The sequence below is a fragment of the Citrobacter sp. Cpo030 genome, from assembly GCF_030333005.1.
GTDB classification, from domain to species: domain Bacteria; phylum Pseudomonadota; class Gammaproteobacteria; order Enterobacterales; family Enterobacteriaceae; genus Citrobacter; species Citrobacter portucalensis.
The window spans coordinates 32,808-50,037 of sequence record NZ_JAOWGT010000041.1 but is presented as its reverse complement, the minus strand read 5'-3'; the positions used below and the strand labels follow the sequence as shown (position 1 = coordinate 50,037).

Below are 17,230 nucleotides of genomic sequence, written 5' to 3'. Positions count from 1 at the left end.
CAAAATAAAGATCTTGTCAGCAGCAACAAAATTGCGAGAACGGTCACGATAAACGTTGAGTGAGGATCCGATCCCATCCTGACGATGGGATCGGTAATAACAAGATCGGTAGAAACTTAACGGGACTTACGACGCAGTAGTTTGAAGGCAACAAACAGGAACAGGATCCACACTGGCAGCAGGATAGCTGACAGGCGCATCTCATCCATCGTACACATCAGCACCAGAATCATGCCAAGGAAAGCAATACACAGGTAGTTCCCTGCCGGATATAGCAGCGCTTTAAACTGCGTGTCACGTCCCTTACGACGCATCGCCGCGCGGAATCGCAGATGTGCCAGGCAGATCATAATCCAGTTCAGCAGCAGCGTCGCCACCACCAGCGCCATCAGTAGGCTAAAGGCCTTTTGCGGCAGCACATAGTTGATGAGTACCACCAGCGACGTAATAGCACCGGAAAGGATCAGTGAGTTCACCGGTACGCCGCGACGGCTGACGCGGGTTAAGAACTTCGGCGCGTTCCCCTGAACCGAGAGACCAAATAGCATACGGCTGTTAGAGTAGACGCCGCTGTTATACACCGACAGCGAAGCCACCAGGATGACAAAGTTCAGCGCAGAAGCCACCACGTTGCTGTCAAGATTATGGAAAATCATCACGAACGGGCTGCTATTGGATTTCACTTCCACCCACGGGTACAGCGCCAACAGCACCACCAGAGAACCGATGTAAAACAGCAGAATACGGTACACCACCTGGTTTACCGCTTTCGGAATGCTTTTTTGCGGATCCTGCGCTTCTGCGGCAGTAATTCCGATAAGCTCCAGCCCGCCAAAGGAGAACATAATCACCGCCAGCGACAGAATTAATCCGTTCCAGCCGGTAGCAAAAAAGCCGTTGTAACGCCACAGGTTATCGATGCTTGCATGTTCCCCGCCGTTACCGGAAAACAGCATCCACACACCAAAACCAATCATGCCGATAATAGCCAGCACTTTAATCAGCGCGAACCAGAATTCCGTTTCGCCATACAGGCGTACGTTGACCAGATTGACGGCGTTGATGATCACGAAGAATGCCGCGGCCCAAATCCAGGTCGGGACATCGGGCAGCCAGTACTGCATATAGATCCCGGCCGCTGTCAGTTCCGCCATGCCGACCAGCACAAACATCACCCAGTAGTTCCAGCCGGAGAGAAAACCCGCGAACGGTCCCCAGTATTTATAGGCAAAATGGGCAAAGGATCCGGAAACGGGTTCTTCCACTACCATTTCGCCCAGTTGACGCATAATCAAAAAAGCGATGATCCCGGCAACACCGTAACCCAGTAACACCGCAGGTCCCGCCATCTGAATCGCCGGGCCAATGCCCAAAAACAGGCCGGTACCAATTGCACCGCCCAGTGCAATTAACTGAATATGGCGGTTTTGCAACCCCCGCTGAAGCGTCGGCTCATTCGTTGACGCGGCATCAGACACGCTGGTGTCAGATGCAGTTGACGCGTTTTTCACGCCCTTCCCCTGTGTCGTTTTTATTGAAGGGGCTTCTTTTAACATTTCAACCTGGTTGTCGCAAGGCGCAATAATCGATTGGATGCGCCGGGCTTCCTTGCCCAACGCACCGAGGCTCGGGAGAAAAATCAGAAGTCGTAACTGACGGAAACCTTCAGCGTGCGCGGCTCACCCTGGAACAGATAAGTCCCGGTATCATCAATACCTGACCAATAATTCTCGTTGGTGACGTTATCAACCCCTGCACGCAAAATCATCTGATTCTGGTTTTGATTGAGTGACATACGGTAACGCACACCTAAATCCAGTGTGGTAAAACTGTCGAGTTTCTTGGTATTTGCCGCGTTGGCATATTGAGCACCAGAATGGTTCAGCCGCGCCGTCGCGGTGAGTCCTTCTACAGGTTTAATATCATATTCAGCACCCAGCACCGCATAGAAGTCCGGTACGCCGATTGCTGTCTTACCGTCGTTGACACCGTTTTGATTTTTACTGAGCGTCGCATCCAGCCACGTTGCACTGGCGTTCAGCCGCAGTCCTAACATCGGCTCACCAAAAACATTCAGCTCCACGCCACGGTTACGCTGCTCGCCGTTGATTGCGTAATACCGGGTCTGGCTATCCAACTGTGCGACCGGCATTTTGATTTCAAACAGCGCCAGTGAACCGCCTACACGTCCAAAGTCTGTTTTGATCCCAACCTCATTCTGTTTTGCATGGATGATTCCGGTGCTTTGACCGTAGTTCACCGCACTGCTTGGCGCGGTGCTGCCTGGCTGTAGCGATTCGGTATGGTTCGCGTATAGGGAGAGTTCCTGCCACGGCTTGTATACAACACCGTACGTCGGCATCCAGCGGCTGTCGTCAAAACTGTTCTTAACGTTTTCAGCGCCAGTTTCTTTGTTGTAATCACGCACCACGACCTTTTGGTGGCGCGCGCCGACGGTAAACAGAAGCTGATCATCAAGCACACCCAACGTATCGCTGAGTAACCACCCCTGACTACGCGTACGCCCACTGGTTAGCGGATCGCTATAGTTGCCTCCCGTCGCCGTCACCGCCGGTTTTGGTACATTCTGTGTATCGTAGATATTGACGTCCGGGCGCGCGGCACGTGACCCCATGCGCCAGGCGATTTTGTCTTCTTTAGTGACGGCGGAATAACCTACATTAACCTTATGCGACACAAAACCCGTATCAAAATTCCCGCGCAGTCCTGCCATCCCGCTGAACGCATCAATAATACGATTGGTATCTAAGCGTCCGGCTTTCGCATCACCGGCCTGGTTGTATATTTCCGGAGCGCTGTACAAGCCAATCTCATGCGCGTGCTGCGCACCTAAACCGGCATAAGCGGTCCAGTTCTCGGTCAGATCATATTCCGTGCGCGCCATCCCGAACTCATTCTCAATATCGCTATAACCCCATCTCTGGCTATAGTTGTGCGTATTTTTCGGTAGATCGGGGACAAATGGCACATAGTAAATATTGATCCCCATGTTGCCACCGTGAAACGTCTTTTTCTGATACCCAACGTCTAATGAACTGCGGAAACGGTCGCCGCGGTAATCCAGTCCCAGCGATGCCAGCGTGGTACGACGTTTATCGTCATCAACCGCCCCCTCCCCTTCACGATGCAACAGATTCACACGGGCACCGAACTGGTTATTGTCCCCAAAACGGCGTCCGGCATCGAGCGACGTTCCCACCTGTGAGTCACTGGTGTAATCCATACCGAGGCGTGTGATCGGCGTATCGTCTGCATGCTTGGGTTCAAGATTAATCATTCCGCCAACGCCGCTACCGGCAGCGCCATTGAGTAATCCATTCGCGCCTTTAAAGATTTCAACACGATCGATCATCTGCGTATCCACCACCTGACGCGGCAGCACACCAGATAATCCACCAAAGGTCATATCATCGCCGTCAAGTTTCAGACCGCGAATACGGTATGTCTCTGCATAGTTACCGTAGCCTTGTACCGCCTGCACGCTCGCGTCATTGGCGACAACATCGGCAACGGTCTTAGCTTGCTGATCTTCGACCAGTTTTGAGGTGTAGCTTATAACGTTAAATGGTACATCCATGGCATTTTGCTGACCAAGCATCCCCAGCCTGCCGCCATTAGCAACCTGACCGTCGAGAAAAGCGGGCAGTAACGTATCTCCACCGGGTTTAAAATCACTTCTCTCTGCAGCCTGTACCACAATGGTCTCTTCCGCTTCTGTGGGGGTCTCAGCAGCATTCACCGTGCCGGAAAGCGCGCCAATAGTAGCGGCCAGCACAGTTTTTCTCATTAAGTGTGCGTATGTTTTAGTGTTGTCCATAGCCATGCCATTAAAAGTCTGACGACGTTGCCGGAGGGCCCCCCGGCAACATGTTGTTATTATTTATTCAGATCGATACGCACCACGTTATCTGGCGCAGAGGTGGAGTGGTCTTTATTAAATTTCTGTTTCACGGTAACAAACAGGGTTTGCCCATCCGCCGAGAGCAGCAGGCTGTTAGGGTTAGGCGGTAAGTCCCAGCTTTTCTTCACGCTGTAATCGGTCGCATTCAAGCTGAGTAATTTCCCTGAATCACGCTGGGTAATATAGATTTCGTTGCGTTTTGCGTTGAATTTCACCGCCAGCGAATCACCCACATCCAATTTTTTCAGCAGGTTACCAGTATGGATATCCAGCACCAGGGTAGTCTTCGCTTTCGAGTTGTCGGTGACAAACAGGCGACCCGTTTGTGCGTCCTCCGCCATATTCAGCAACAGCGCAGGTTGTTCTCCCAGCGGTTGCCAGCGTTTTTCTACGCGCTGATTACGCGGGTTGATAACGAGAATTTCACCGCCGCCGTTAGCTGCATAAATTCGCTGCGTCACTTCTGAATAATGCAGTCCGGTCATCCATTTGCCCGTATTTTTAATGCGGGTTTTTAGCTTCAGGGTTTCAGCGTCAACCACCCAAATCACCGCCGGATCCGCCACGGCACCAATATAGAGCAAACCGTTATGCAGCAGCACCTGGCGCGCACCATACGGGAAACCTTCTGGGTTACGTTCCGGGAACAGTACGCGATTTTTCACTTTGCCGTCAGCGGTATTCAGCGCGCTCAGGCCACCATCCAGTGAGTTGGTGACATACACTGTTTTACCGTCCGGCGAGATAGCCATACCAAAGTTTTTCATATCGGTATGACTCAAGCCGAGCGTTTTAAGCGTTTTTGGATCCAGCTTGTAAACCACGCCGCCCTGCACATCTTTAAATCCTTCGGCGCTGGCAACGTACAACGCATCTCCTGCCGGGCTAAGCGCCATTTCATATAACCCATCCGCCAGCGCGCGTTGTTGCACATCACTGACGGCAGGTTGCGCTGTTTTTTCCGTAACGCTGGCGTTGCTGGCTGGCGTGGTATGCGCCGCACAACCGCTTAACGCCGCAGCAATCAGCAATGCCAGCGCGGATGTTGTTTTTTTCATTGTCGGGATCCTTACCAGAAGTAATACAGGGAGTTAATAACAAAAGAGAATGAGAACTATACGCATTATCTTTACTGAATCAAGAATAATTACCCGAGAGTAAAAAACATGAAACAGAGGTTTGAAGATGCAGACAGGTGCGCGCGACTTCCGGTTTTTCATAATTACAGTGAATTATTCTGGACGAAAAGGCATCGCAGGCCACAGAATGCGCTTTACTGTTTTTCTAACATTTTCAAACGGGTGAACCTGTTGTACTTCAGCCACTCGTTTTTTAGCCAGGCCAGGCAACGACTGTCATGAATAAGATCATCAAACGACTGGAAATCGTCAAAAGCGCTATTGAACTGGAAGATGAGGAGATTATTTTCCAGCAGGTGGCGCATCTTAAAAATGAGCCTTTGTCAGTCGTACCTGGCACCATTGTGCAGGCGATCGAAGAACGACGCTTTAGTGATGCCCTGCGTGAAATATCGGCCTGGCTGCAATCTCAACGAGCAGTCTCTACGTGGCAGGATCCAGCCATTGCCGCCAGTAAGCTGGAACTCAAAGCGCTCGAAACACAGCTGCGTGACCTGATCGATAAGCGCAACACGCGCATTCAAATCCTCGATGATTTCAACGATCTGTATCACCTTCGTCTTGGACCGCTGATGAGCCGCATCCTCGAACTGCGTAAACAGCTCGCCGCCAGCGCCCAGCGCAAACAGGAAGCAGAGCGAAAACGCCGGGAAAAAGACTATCAATCCTGTCAGCACTATATTTCCCAGGCTGTTGATCAACTGGCCAGGCTCAAGCAGCACTGGATGAACCAGAATTCAGATTCGCGCGAATCGGTGGAAACACGCCAACGTATTCAGCAGCAAACTGAACTGATTACCGCCCTGCTGGCGGAGATTCGTGAGCTGGAAAACGACTTTTCTCGCCAGGACGACAGCGCAACCCGTCGGGCACAGGAAGAGGCCAGCCATGAATATGATGAATATCAGGAGCAGCAGCAGGATGCACAGCATCGTTTTAGCCGTGACCAGCGGCTTTCCTCTGATGAACGTAATGAGTTAAAACGCCTGTGGCGTCAGGCCAGCCGTCTTTGCCACCCGGACGTGGTAGCCGATGATCTGAAAGAGAAGGCGCATCAGATGATGGTGCAGCTTAACCAGGCGCGCCAAAATGCCGATCTTGCCACCGTCCGGGCGCTACTGACTCAATTGCAAAGCGGCCTCGAACCGATGATGGCGAGTGACCGATTGAACGATTTGCAGCATTTACGCAGCAAAATACAGCAGCTCAGAGAACAAATTAACGCGCTGCTCAAAGAGATTACCGAACTGGAAGCCGAGAACGCCTGGCGGCTTGCCACCTCCGTGACAGATAAAGAAGCCTACTTCTCCGATCAACAACGGGCGCTTACGGAAATCCGTAATACACTGGAACAGCAGGTGCATCAGGTAGAACAGGAACTGTTGGCGGGCTAAGCCCTATCAGCAATAGCAATCAGAAAAAATAACCTCTTCAAGTGAGCTTTTAAAATTAAGCACAAAAAGACAAAAATAGAATAATTCCCTAAAAAAATCACAACACTAAGAATTATCAACCTGAATACTCGAATTTCAGGTCGATAACTGCAAATATAGCGATACTTCTCTCTTCCCCTCGACGCCCCTGCTCTTTGTCCTGGTCTTGATTAAGAATTCTCCTACTCACCAGTCATCCCATTAAGAAAAACGGGTATCCATCTGAAATATAATGTTTTTCATGTAAATCCCCTCCCAAATGGATAGGAATACCCTGCCTTTATAGAAATCACTCAATCATTATTCACGCGATTCATAAGCGAAATCTATCAATCATTTACGCAGAGCTGAAATAAACGATTTATCTTAAATTTTAACAAAGTGTAATATCTACTTTAAGAATAGTTAATGATTCTAATAAATACAGAAAATATCTGTTTAATCTGGAATTAATAAGGATACGTTCACAGCACAGAACGTTATACGAGATTTAATTAACATTTCACGCGTCGCAAGAAACTCTTTTTTAACCTACAAAAAGAGGCGGCTGCTTGCACCAAAATTTCAAGGAGATCGTTATGTCAAAGGCTATTTTTTTGGGTGACTCAATTTACCCTTGGCTAGGCATGCGAGAAATCCTACGTGGCTCATCATTATATATTGATATCGCGTATTACTCCTCCCAGACGCTCTCTGCTGTCAAAATGCTTCCTTATGAAACGGATTGCATCATCATTAATCCTGACAAAGCAGATTTTTTAAAATATGCCAGGGTTATCCGCAACATGGCTTTACGACCTGTCACCAAAATTATTGTTTTGGCAGATGAAGCTACTTTTACTCTTTTTCAAACCGTTTGTGGGAAGAACATGCTGTTTCTTGATCAAGATGCCAGTCTTGATCGGCTACACCATACCGTTACACGTATCACAAAGAACAATAACCAACATAATATCAAAGCATTACAAAATAAGATCACAGCAAACGGATTCAACGTAATGATGATGCTTGCCCGAGGATGGTCACTGACACAAATCGCCGGGGCATCACAAAAAAGTGAAAAAACCATCGGGGCGTACAAAAGCAATATTGCCAGAAAACTCGGCAAAAATAACACCCGGCTCAAGTACACCATTTCCCACTATAGCCAGCCGTAACTGACTTATTTAAGGACAATTATCACGGTTATTATTTAAAAAGGTTTTCTTTCGACTCGCTTTTTAATTCCGCATCGCACGGAAGGAAACCCTATTCCAAAAAATCTATTACCGGGTAGCACATCCGCGTGCCAACCATAGCCAACAACTCAATGTATTAACACACGCATAACAGGAATGTAGACGAGGGTTATATATGAACAAAGTTTACAGCATTATTTGGAACGCGGCACTCGGTATCTGGGTGGTCGTTTCTGAATTAACCAAAGGAAAGAAAAAAAGCAGCTCGCGTAAAACGGTTGCAGTATTGGCAGCAACGGCATTACTCAGCACCTCTCCGCTTGTTATGGCGGATGAAACTGGCGATCATGATATTTCCGTTGATTATAACAATATTGTTATTAAACCGGGCACGAACGACGACATCCACAATGATGGCTTCCTCTACAAGAACGCCACTAACGGTGCAGTGTTAAACGTCACTGGCGCATTGCCGAAAATTGAACAAGGCCAAACCGGGCTGGTCGAATCAGCCACTATTGAGCAGTTGCTAGAGCAAAAGAAGATTACGCTCACGGCGAACATTGGGGGCGTTAGCACCCCGATTACCGAAGTTGAAGATCTGAAAAAGTATTACTTCAACCAGCCATCAACGACACCTTCGCAAGATAAAGAAATTCCTATCATCGATCCTGCATTAGAAACCCCTGCGGCTATGCAGGTCTACAACACCGATGAACTGGTTCGCTATCTGACCGAAACTCCGTTAGATGGCATAACGTTAAATACCTATGACTCAACCCTTTCTAAAATCTACAACAACTTTGGCATTGCGCAGGCCAGCGACGGTTCGACGGCCAATCTGAACATTGGTAACGATCAGAAAAATGCCCGCGATGCAGAAAACACCATCAAACTCCTTGCCAAAAATAGCGCCTTGCTTGAAGCCAGCGGTACAGGCAGCAAGGTTAACTGGATTTCCGATAACTACATCTCTTTTGGCGCCGCCCCCGTCGTCCCGAACGAAACCTTTAACGGTTCTCAGACAATGGACCAGTTCGGCAAAGTATTGACTATCGATACCTACGGATACGATAGCAACGGTGATGCAGTGAAAACCGGCACTCAGGAGTTTGATATCACCAATACTCAGGAACTGGGCGATCTTAACGACTGGCTGCTGGGCGAAAGTGATGCAACGGTTTTAAATTCGCAGGGGCAAAAGGTCAGTCAACTTCAGCTGATGCTGGATGCCAATCGCGGCACGATGTCGCTCAAAGACGTTGAAGATTGGTATGCGGATCTGATTAGCAGCGTTTTGCAATCCGATACCGTAACCGGCTCGGTTGATTGGCAATACCAGGTCTGGAAGGATGGTAAAAGCCATACCAATAACGCCACGATCGGTAATACCGAGCTGCACGCCGTATACGCGCATGGCGCGGGTGCGACCGGCACTGTGACCAAAGATTCTGTGCTGGCGGTAGATGGCAGCATTAATGGCGTGATGAAAGGCGCAGATGGCGCTGTCATTACTAACCAGGGTTCCCTCAACGCACTGCGTACTTCCACAGGCCACAGTCTGGCGATTGGTATGCTGGCGGAAAATGCTACGGCAACCAACACCGGCACCATCAACTCCGGTTTGTTCATCGATAAAGATAGACGACAGGCTGTTAATAGCTACGGCGCTATCGGTATGCAGGGCAAAGGGACCAGTACTGTCACCAACGATGGCATCATAAACCAGGCTGTCACAACAGGTAACTATGGTACCGCCTCTGCGGCCAACCCGTGGGATACCAATACCACGGTAACAACGCCAATTACGCTGGCCATTGGGATGCTGTTGTCAGGAGACTCAACCGGGGTTAACAACAAAACGATCAATGTGGTGGACGGTAACGCCAACGGCGCCTCCTTCGGGAAAGGTACCGCTTATGGCGTTGAAGTGGCTGAAAATGCCAATTTCACTAACAGTACTGACGCCACGATTTATCTCGGTCGTGATGGTTCTAACACCGCACAGGATGTCGAATTGACTGGCGGCGCTAACCTCAGCGCAGGTATCCATGTGCGCGGCGCAGGGACTGTGACTAACGAAGGGAAAATTACCCTCGGAACCGGCGTACGTAACGCAGCCGGCTTACTGGTCGCTGGTGCGAGCGGGAATGTTATCAACTCCGGCGAAATCTCAGTTAATGGTGCAACATCCGGACTGTCAAACTACGGGATGTCGGTGCATAACAGCGGCGCAAATGCTGGTCAAACTATTCGTAATGACGGCCAAATTAATGTTAACGGCAAAAGTAATATTGGCATTCATGTTCGTGCAGACAGCTCGGATGCCAAAGTCACCACCAGCCAGGCCGGTCAAATTACAGTGAACGGTGAAGGTAGTACCAACGAGCGTAACTACGCTATTTGGGTTGAAGGCTCCGCTGGAAAGCAGGCGATTGCGGATATCTCTTCCGGTATTACGCTGAAGGGCACCGGGGACATCGGGGTGCACGTTCGTGGCAGTGCGACGGCGAATATCAATAACGACAGTAGCCCTGTATTTAACAGCACCGACCAGATAGGCTACTTTTTATACGGCTCCAATGCGGTCGCTAACATTGGCAAGACGGAGATGAATGATAATGGTCAGGCTAATACCACTATCTTCCGTGTTGCTGAGGGCGCCAAATTTGCCGGTAACAGTAAGGACCCCGTGAGCGGAGCTTACTCCGATCTTAAACTATCACTCAGCGGTAACAACTCTGTTGGTGTACTGGGTACAGGGAAAGGTACTGACGTTGTCACCGGTGAAGCGACATTCAACATTGGGGGGATGGGCGCAACTGCCATTGTGATTGAAGGCGGCGCAAGCGGTAATATTAGCGATAAAACCATCATCAATTTGACCGGTGTAGGAACCACTGCCGGGATTGTTGACGGCAAGGGGCATAATTTAAACGGCTCCGAACAGGGTAAAACGGTGGAGACAACCCTCACCTCTGATGCCAGCATTACCTCTGAAACCAGCGGCAACAAGGTTATCGCCTATGTGGCGAGGAATCTGGGTAACCTGATCCTCAACACCAAATCGATTATCGATCTGGACAGCGTAAACAGCATCGGCGTTGATGTGCAAGAAGGCGGGAGCTTAACTAACAACTCTTCCAGCGCCCTGCATGTCAGCAACGGTATTGGCGTACTGGCTTCAGGTGCCAGCGCCCAGATAAAAAGACTGGGCCAGGTAGCCGTTGATGATGGAACCGCAGGGGTTCTGCTGACCAATCGTGCAAGCCTGAGTATTACCGGTGATGCGGGCGATGCCATCACGACCAATGGTTCAGCAGACGGTATTCGTCTCGATACGGGAGCGGGTAAGCTGGCTGCAAAAGGTGTGACTATCAGCGCGAAAGGGACTGGTGCAGGTATTCAGAACGATGCCAACAACACCGATATCTCGCTCAATGATGTGACCATCAATGCCAACGATGGTCCGGGGATTCGGACTAGCGTGGCGCTGAACATGAACGATGGGTTGAACAACATCCTCAACGTCAACGGGAAAGGTACCGGCTTCGCTTTTGAAGAACGCAATGGCGACTCGGTAACGGGCGATCTGACCATCGGCAAAGGCTATACCATTGAGGTGCGGAACGGCGAAGGCAGCGGGATTCGCGCTAATACGGATGGTCGAGTTACCACTAATGCCGACATCAACGTGCATGACAGCACAGGCGGTTCAGCGATCATCGCGAAAAACGTCCGTGCTGTCACCAACAGCGGCAAGATTATCTCTGCCAGCACCACCTCACCGGTGATTGACGCCAGCGGCGACAGTAATAAAACCATTACCAACACGGGAACCCTGCAGGCCATCAACGATACGGCCGTGGCCATTCAGTCCGGTAAAGGCAATGACACCATTAATATCAACGGCGGTGTAACCAGCGGCGTAATCAATACCGGCGAAGGTACGGACACCTTTAACTGGCGTAGTGGCTCCTATGCGGGTGAAGTGAATTTCGCCGGTACTGGCGGCAACAATAAAGCCAACATCGGCAATGTGACGCTGGATAAAACACGCCACGTCACTACTGAAGCAGGTAGCGGAAACGCCCTCACCTTCACAGATACAAAAGGTGCGAAGATTGGTACGCTGGCAAGCGACAATCTGACCACTGGCACCAACATCGGCACCGGCTGGGATTCGCTGACCATCAGTGGCTCAAACGCAGATGTCCGTGTCGTAGAAAACCTGACGCTGGCAAGCAAAACCATCGCCGTAAACAATGGCGCAACCCTGAGCACCGGCGACCACGTCGAGCCGACCAGTACTGCCGCAAGCATTGGCGATTACAATGTTACGACCCAGGGCGCAGGCAGCAAGGTTATCTTCGATACCCAGGGTGATGCTTCAGCGGCGCAAATTTATCGCGGTATCATCAGCGGTGACGGGAAGTTCGAACGTGCGGCGGGCGGTACCACGATCTTCACCGCTAACAATACCTACACCGGCTCTACCACTATCGCTCAAACCGGTACGCTGCAGTTGGGTGACGGCGGAAATACAGGCGAAGTCAGCGCCGTGTCAGACATTATCGACAACGGCATATTGGCGATTAATCGCGCCAACACCGTGCTGCTCAACGGCGTGATCTCCGGTATTGGCGCGCTGCAGCAAATCGGCGGCGGCATTACCCGTCTGAACGGTAACAACATCTACACCGGCGACACCACCGTTACCAACGGCACGCTGCTGGTGAATGGCGATCAAAGCGCGGCGCGCGGTGCCACCACCGTTAGCGGCACGTCCACACTTGGCGGTAATGGCACTATCGGCGGCAACGTGCTGATGAACGATGCCACGACCCTCAGCGCCGGTGACGGTGGTGCGGGTACGTTATCCATTAACGGTAATCTGCAGCTTGGCAGCAAAACGACCTCCGCTTTCGAACTGGGTCAGGCCTATACGCCAGGCGGCGCGCTAAACGATCTGATTAACGTCGCAGGCGATCTGCAACTGGACGGGACTCTGGATGTCACCACTTCACAGGGCGGTAACTTCGGACCGGGTGTGTACCGTATCTATAACTACGGCGGCACGCTGGATAACCAGACACTGGAATTAGGCGCAATACCGGACAGCCAGGATAAGAGCAATATTTTTGTCCAGACCTCTATCGACAAACAGGTCAACCTGGTGAACGCCAACGGCGTTACCCTGCAGTTCTGGGACGGCGCAACCGTCAATCAGAGCCACGGCGCGTCGGGCATTGAAGGCGACAACAAAATTGACGGTGGCGATGGCAAATGGATGGCAATCGGCAGCCAGGGTGATAACAACTGGACCACCGCAACCGGTGAAGGTAACGCCCCTTGGGCACAGAAGTCCTTCGCCGTCTTCACCACCAAAGGCGGTACAGTTACCGTGGACAACGCCGCGGGAGAAGTTAACTTCTCCGGGGCACAGTTTGATGCCGATGGCTATGTCGTTAAAGGCGATGCGCTTAACGCGTATGCCACCACGGAAAACGCGACCCACGCAGGCCAGACGCCGGGAACTGGCGAACTGCTGCTGCGCGTTGGCGCCGGTGGCGCGGGGCAAAACTATACCGCGACCATTGAGTCTGTTATCCGCGAAGCCAGTACTGCTGACAAGCTGACGCTGGTGAAAACCGACCTTGGCCGTCTGATCCTCAGCGGCGATAACGAGTATCGCGGCGGCACACGCATTGATGGCGGCACGTTGCAGATCTCCTCCGACAGCAATCTCGGCCAGAGCGGAACTGACCTGGCAATCAATAACGGTTCAACGCTGCAACTGGGCGCGGACCTGACCAGCAATCGCACCATTGAGCTGGGAGCGAATGAGAACGCAGCGGTATTCGATCTCAATTCGCACCACTTCACGCCAACCGGGGAGATTACCGGCGACGGTAAACTGAAAGTCACCAGCAGCTCTAGCGATGCGGGCAGCACCTTGTCGCTCGACCGCGCAAACAGCTACAAAGGCGATACAGAAATTGCCGGTACCGGAAACGCCAACAATGTGACGGTCAACGTCAGCAAAACCGGAGCCTTTGGCAGTAATGAAAGCAGCACCGTGAACGTCAATAAGGGCGCGACGCTCAATGTCAGCGGGACAGATACCAGCCTGAAATCCCTGACCATGAACATCGCCGACAGCCTGTTAACGCTGGCAGATAACGTCACCGCAGCGAGCGCAATGCTGAACCTGACGGGCACGGCGAAAGCGGTGTTAACCAACAACGCCACCGCGGGCAACGCGACGGTTAACGTGTCAAAAGACAGTACTCTGGCGCTGGAAGAAGACGCCAGCGGCGGCAATGCCACCGTGAACAACAGCGGACTGATGACCTTTGCTGACCAGACGATGGCAGAAAATACCGTCGTTAAAAACCTGGCGGGCGGTAAGGTCGATATCAGCGCAGTCGACAGCGCAACATCGATCGGCTCCTTGTCCGGCGCAGGTAATGTCGAACTGGGCAATAAAGAGCTGTCGCTGGGTAATCTGCATCTTGATGACACCATCAGCGGCATTATCAGCGGCAACGACGGTAGTCTGGTGAAAATCGGTGACGGTACGTTAACGTTGACCGGCGATAATACTTACACCGGCACCACGGACGTCAATGAAGGCATACTGCTGGTCAACGGTAATCAGTCTGCGGCTACCGGCCAGGTGACAGTGAAATCCGGGGCAACGCTCGGCGGTAACGGGATTATTGGCGGCGCGGTTGATGTGCTGGACGACGCTCATATTACCGCAGGTGCGGCCATCAACAGCGTGGGTAAACTGACTACCGGTTCGCTGACGCTCAATGATAACGCACAGCTGGATTATCAGTTTGGTCAGGCTTACACCCCGGGCGGTGCCTTCAACGACTTGATTGACGTAAACGGCGATCTGACGCTTGACGGTAAGCTCAACATTGAAACCTCACCAGGCGGCAGCTTTGATGTCGGCGTCTATCGCGTCATCAACTACACCGGCACATTGACCAACAATGTGATGGATATTGCTAACGCGCCGGAAGCGGCTGACAGCCTGTACGTGCAGACATCGGTGAAAAATCAGGTCAACCTGGTCAACCACGCCGGACTGACGCTGCGCTTCTGGGACGGCACCGGTGGTGAGAATGGCGAGCTGAAAAACAACGGCGTCATCAACGGCGGCGACGGTATCTGGCAATCCAGCCAGGGTAACGACAACTGGACTACCGATGAATCAACGCCGGAAGGCGCGCTGAACGCACCGTTTACCGATGCCGCGTTTGCCGTCTTCCAGGGTGAAGCAGGCAACGTGACCGTCGATAACAGCAAAGGCGACGTCATCATTAGCGGCGCGCAGTTCGCCACCGATGGTTATCGCGTGGGCGGCGAAGCCATTACCACCGATACGGCCAACACCCTGATTCGCGTTGGCGATGGCACGGTAGAGGGCGCTAACTACACCGCGACTATCGACAGCGTCATCCGCGGTACCGGCGGCCTGAATAAAGGTGATCTCGGTACCCTCATCCTCACGGGCGACAACACCTACAGCGGTGGAACGACCATCACCTCCGGGACGCTGCAGGTAGCGGGCGATACCAACCTGGGTGCGGCAGATACGGGAATTACCTTTAATGGCGGTACGCTGAAGTATGGCGAAGCGTTTGATACTGCCCGTCAGGTGACGCTGGAATCCGGAGGCGGGACATTCGACACCAACGGGCATGACGTTTCTCTGCTGACTGAAGTCGAGGGTAACGGTCAACTGACCAAAACCGGTAAAGGCTCCCTCACCCTGACGCTGGATAACACCTACACCGGTGGCACCACCATCGAACAAGGTGTTTTACAGCTGGGTAACGGCGGTGATATCGGCAGCATTCAGGGGGATGTCGTTGATAACGGCGTACTCAACGTCAATCGTGGCGATACCCTGGCGCTGACCGGTAATATCAGCGGCGAAGGCCAGTTGCATCAGACCGGTAGCGGTGTGACGGAGCTACAAGGTGAAAATAGCTACAGCGGCGCAACGCTGATTGCCAACGGCGTGCTGCAGGCGGGTAATACCAACACCCTGAGTAGCGCATCGCACCACTACGTTGTCGCTGACACCACGTTGAACACGCAGGGTTACAACCAGACGGTAGCGGGCCTGAGCAACGGCGGCGATGTTTCACTCATCGGTCAGCAGACTGGCACAACCTTAACCGTCAAAGGGGATTACACCGGCGAAAAAGGGACTATCAACATGGCGGCTATCCAGAATGGTAGCGGCGCAGGCATTGCCGACCGTCTGATTATCGATGGCGGTAAAGCCAGCGGTAGCACGCTGCTGGATGTCGATGGTTCTGGTCTCGGCGCGCCGACCATTGGGGATGGTATCGAAGTGGTGACAGCGCTCAATGGCGCAACCACCACCGCGCAAACGTCGCGGGATGCCTTCCATCTTGCCGCCGATCGTATGGCTGCAGGTGCGTTTGAGTACCAACTGCATGCGGGTAATGCTCAAGGCCTGGGTGAAAACTGGTATCTGAGAAGTGAATACCGTCCAGAAACCATGCTGTATTCTGGCCTCGCCAGCGTCGTACGTCAGGGTGATATTAGCCTGTTGGGTAACATGCACCAACGTATGGGTGACGAGGTTAAACCGGGCATTGATGAAGACAATCGCGCGTGGGCAAGAATGATTGGCTACTCCGGCAAAACCAAACTGGATGACGCGGCCGGTACGCAAACCAGCTCTCATACCATGGGCATTCAGGTCGGCGTTGATATGTATGCTAACGAAAGCTGGAAAGCCGGGATGTATACCAGCATCCTTGATATCGACAGCAACGTAAAAGGCACGAAGACAGGCAGCGATGGCAAAGGCGGTAACATCGACGACAACGCATTTTACGTCGGCGGCTATGCTACCTGGTTCTCGGGTGACGGTATGTATGTTGATAACGTCCTGCAGTACGGTAACCATAAATCCCGCCTGGAGGCGACCGGTAACAACGGCTCGTATACGGTCAGAGGCAACACGCTGACGGCGTCGACAGAGGTAGGTAAATCGTTCCGTTTAGGTGCCAGCGCATGGAGTCTGGAACCTCAGGCTCAGTTGATCTACCAGTACAGCGACTTTGATAACAGCACGCTGGATGGTGTGACCCCAACGAAAGTGAAAATGGATACCGCGGATTCCTTTACCGCGCGTCTGGGCGTGCGTCTGGTCGCTGACTATGACACCAACCATGGCAAATTCCAGCCGTACGGCAGGGTTAACGTCTGGCAGGGTCTGGGTTCAAAAGACAAAACGCACTTTAGCAATGCGGTAGCCACCACCACGCTGGAATCTTCACAGCAGTACTCCAGCACTGAAGTTGCAGCCGGCCTGTCATGGTCCATCGACAGAAACCTGCAGGTCTACGGTGAGCTGGGTACGCAATTCAGCAACGGCGACAGTAAATCGCAGGTAGAAGCGCCGGTCAATGCCTCTATCGGCTTTAAGAAATCGTTCTAAGCAGACATAACTCACCAGCCCCCTGTTCTGCAGGGGGCTTTTTTTTGCCGTTCAGGGCCGCC

General features: G+C 52.1%; 6 protein-coding genes. 3 read left to right on the top strand and 3 right to left on the bottom strand.

Features of this window, described 5'->3' with window-relative positions; translation table 11 throughout:
• Positions 1 to 116: 116 nt before the first annotated feature.
• The 3 genes from pheP to OGY37_RS02130 form a co-directional block, all read right to left on the bottom strand.
• Positions 117 to 1,511 (bottom strand): phenylalanine transporter, encoded by a 1,395-nt coding sequence (gene pheP, locus OGY37_RS02140; protein ID WP_008784036.1) that lies wholly within the window; start codon positions 1,509 to 1,511, stop codon positions 117 to 119.
• Positions 1,512 to 1,639: 128 nt separating this feature from the next.
• Entirely contained in the window at positions 1,640 to 3,808 is a 2,169-nt protein-coding gene (locus OGY37_RS02135) for a TonB-dependent receptor (protein ID WP_410743311.1), read from the bottom strand.
• 89 nt (positions 3,809 to 3,897) lie between these two features.
• Entirely contained in the window at positions 3,898 to 4,980 is a 1,083-nt protein-coding gene (locus OGY37_RS02130; RefSeq protein WP_286553685.1) for a YncE family protein, read from the bottom strand.
• Between the two features lie 299 nt (positions 4,981 to 5,279).
• On the opposite strand from OGY37_RS02130, the gene OGY37_RS02125 reads away from it, so the two are divergent.
• From OGY37_RS02125 to OGY37_RS02115, 3 genes are all read left to right on the top strand, one after another.
• Positions 5,280 to 6,455: a coiled-coil domain-containing protein gene (locus OGY37_RS02125; protein ID WP_149384105.1), complete on the top strand. Its 1,176-nt coding sequence runs from the start codon at positions 5,280 to 5,282 to the stop codon at positions 6,453 to 6,455.
• A 617-nt stretch (positions 6,456 to 7,072) separates the two neighbouring features.
• Positions 7,073 to 7,651 (top strand): LuxR C-terminal-related transcriptional regulator, encoded by a 579-nt coding sequence (locus OGY37_RS02120; RefSeq protein WP_286619950.1) that lies wholly within the window; start codon positions 7,073 to 7,075, stop codon positions 7,649 to 7,651.
• Between the two features lie 196 nt (positions 7,652 to 7,847).
• Positions 7,848 to 17,168, top strand: a complete 9,321-nt coding sequence (locus OGY37_RS02115; RefSeq protein ID WP_286619948.1) for an autotransporter outer membrane beta-barrel domain-containing protein — start codon at positions 7,848 to 7,850, stop codon at positions 17,166 to 17,168.
• Positions 17,169 to 17,230 lie beyond the last annotated feature (62 nt).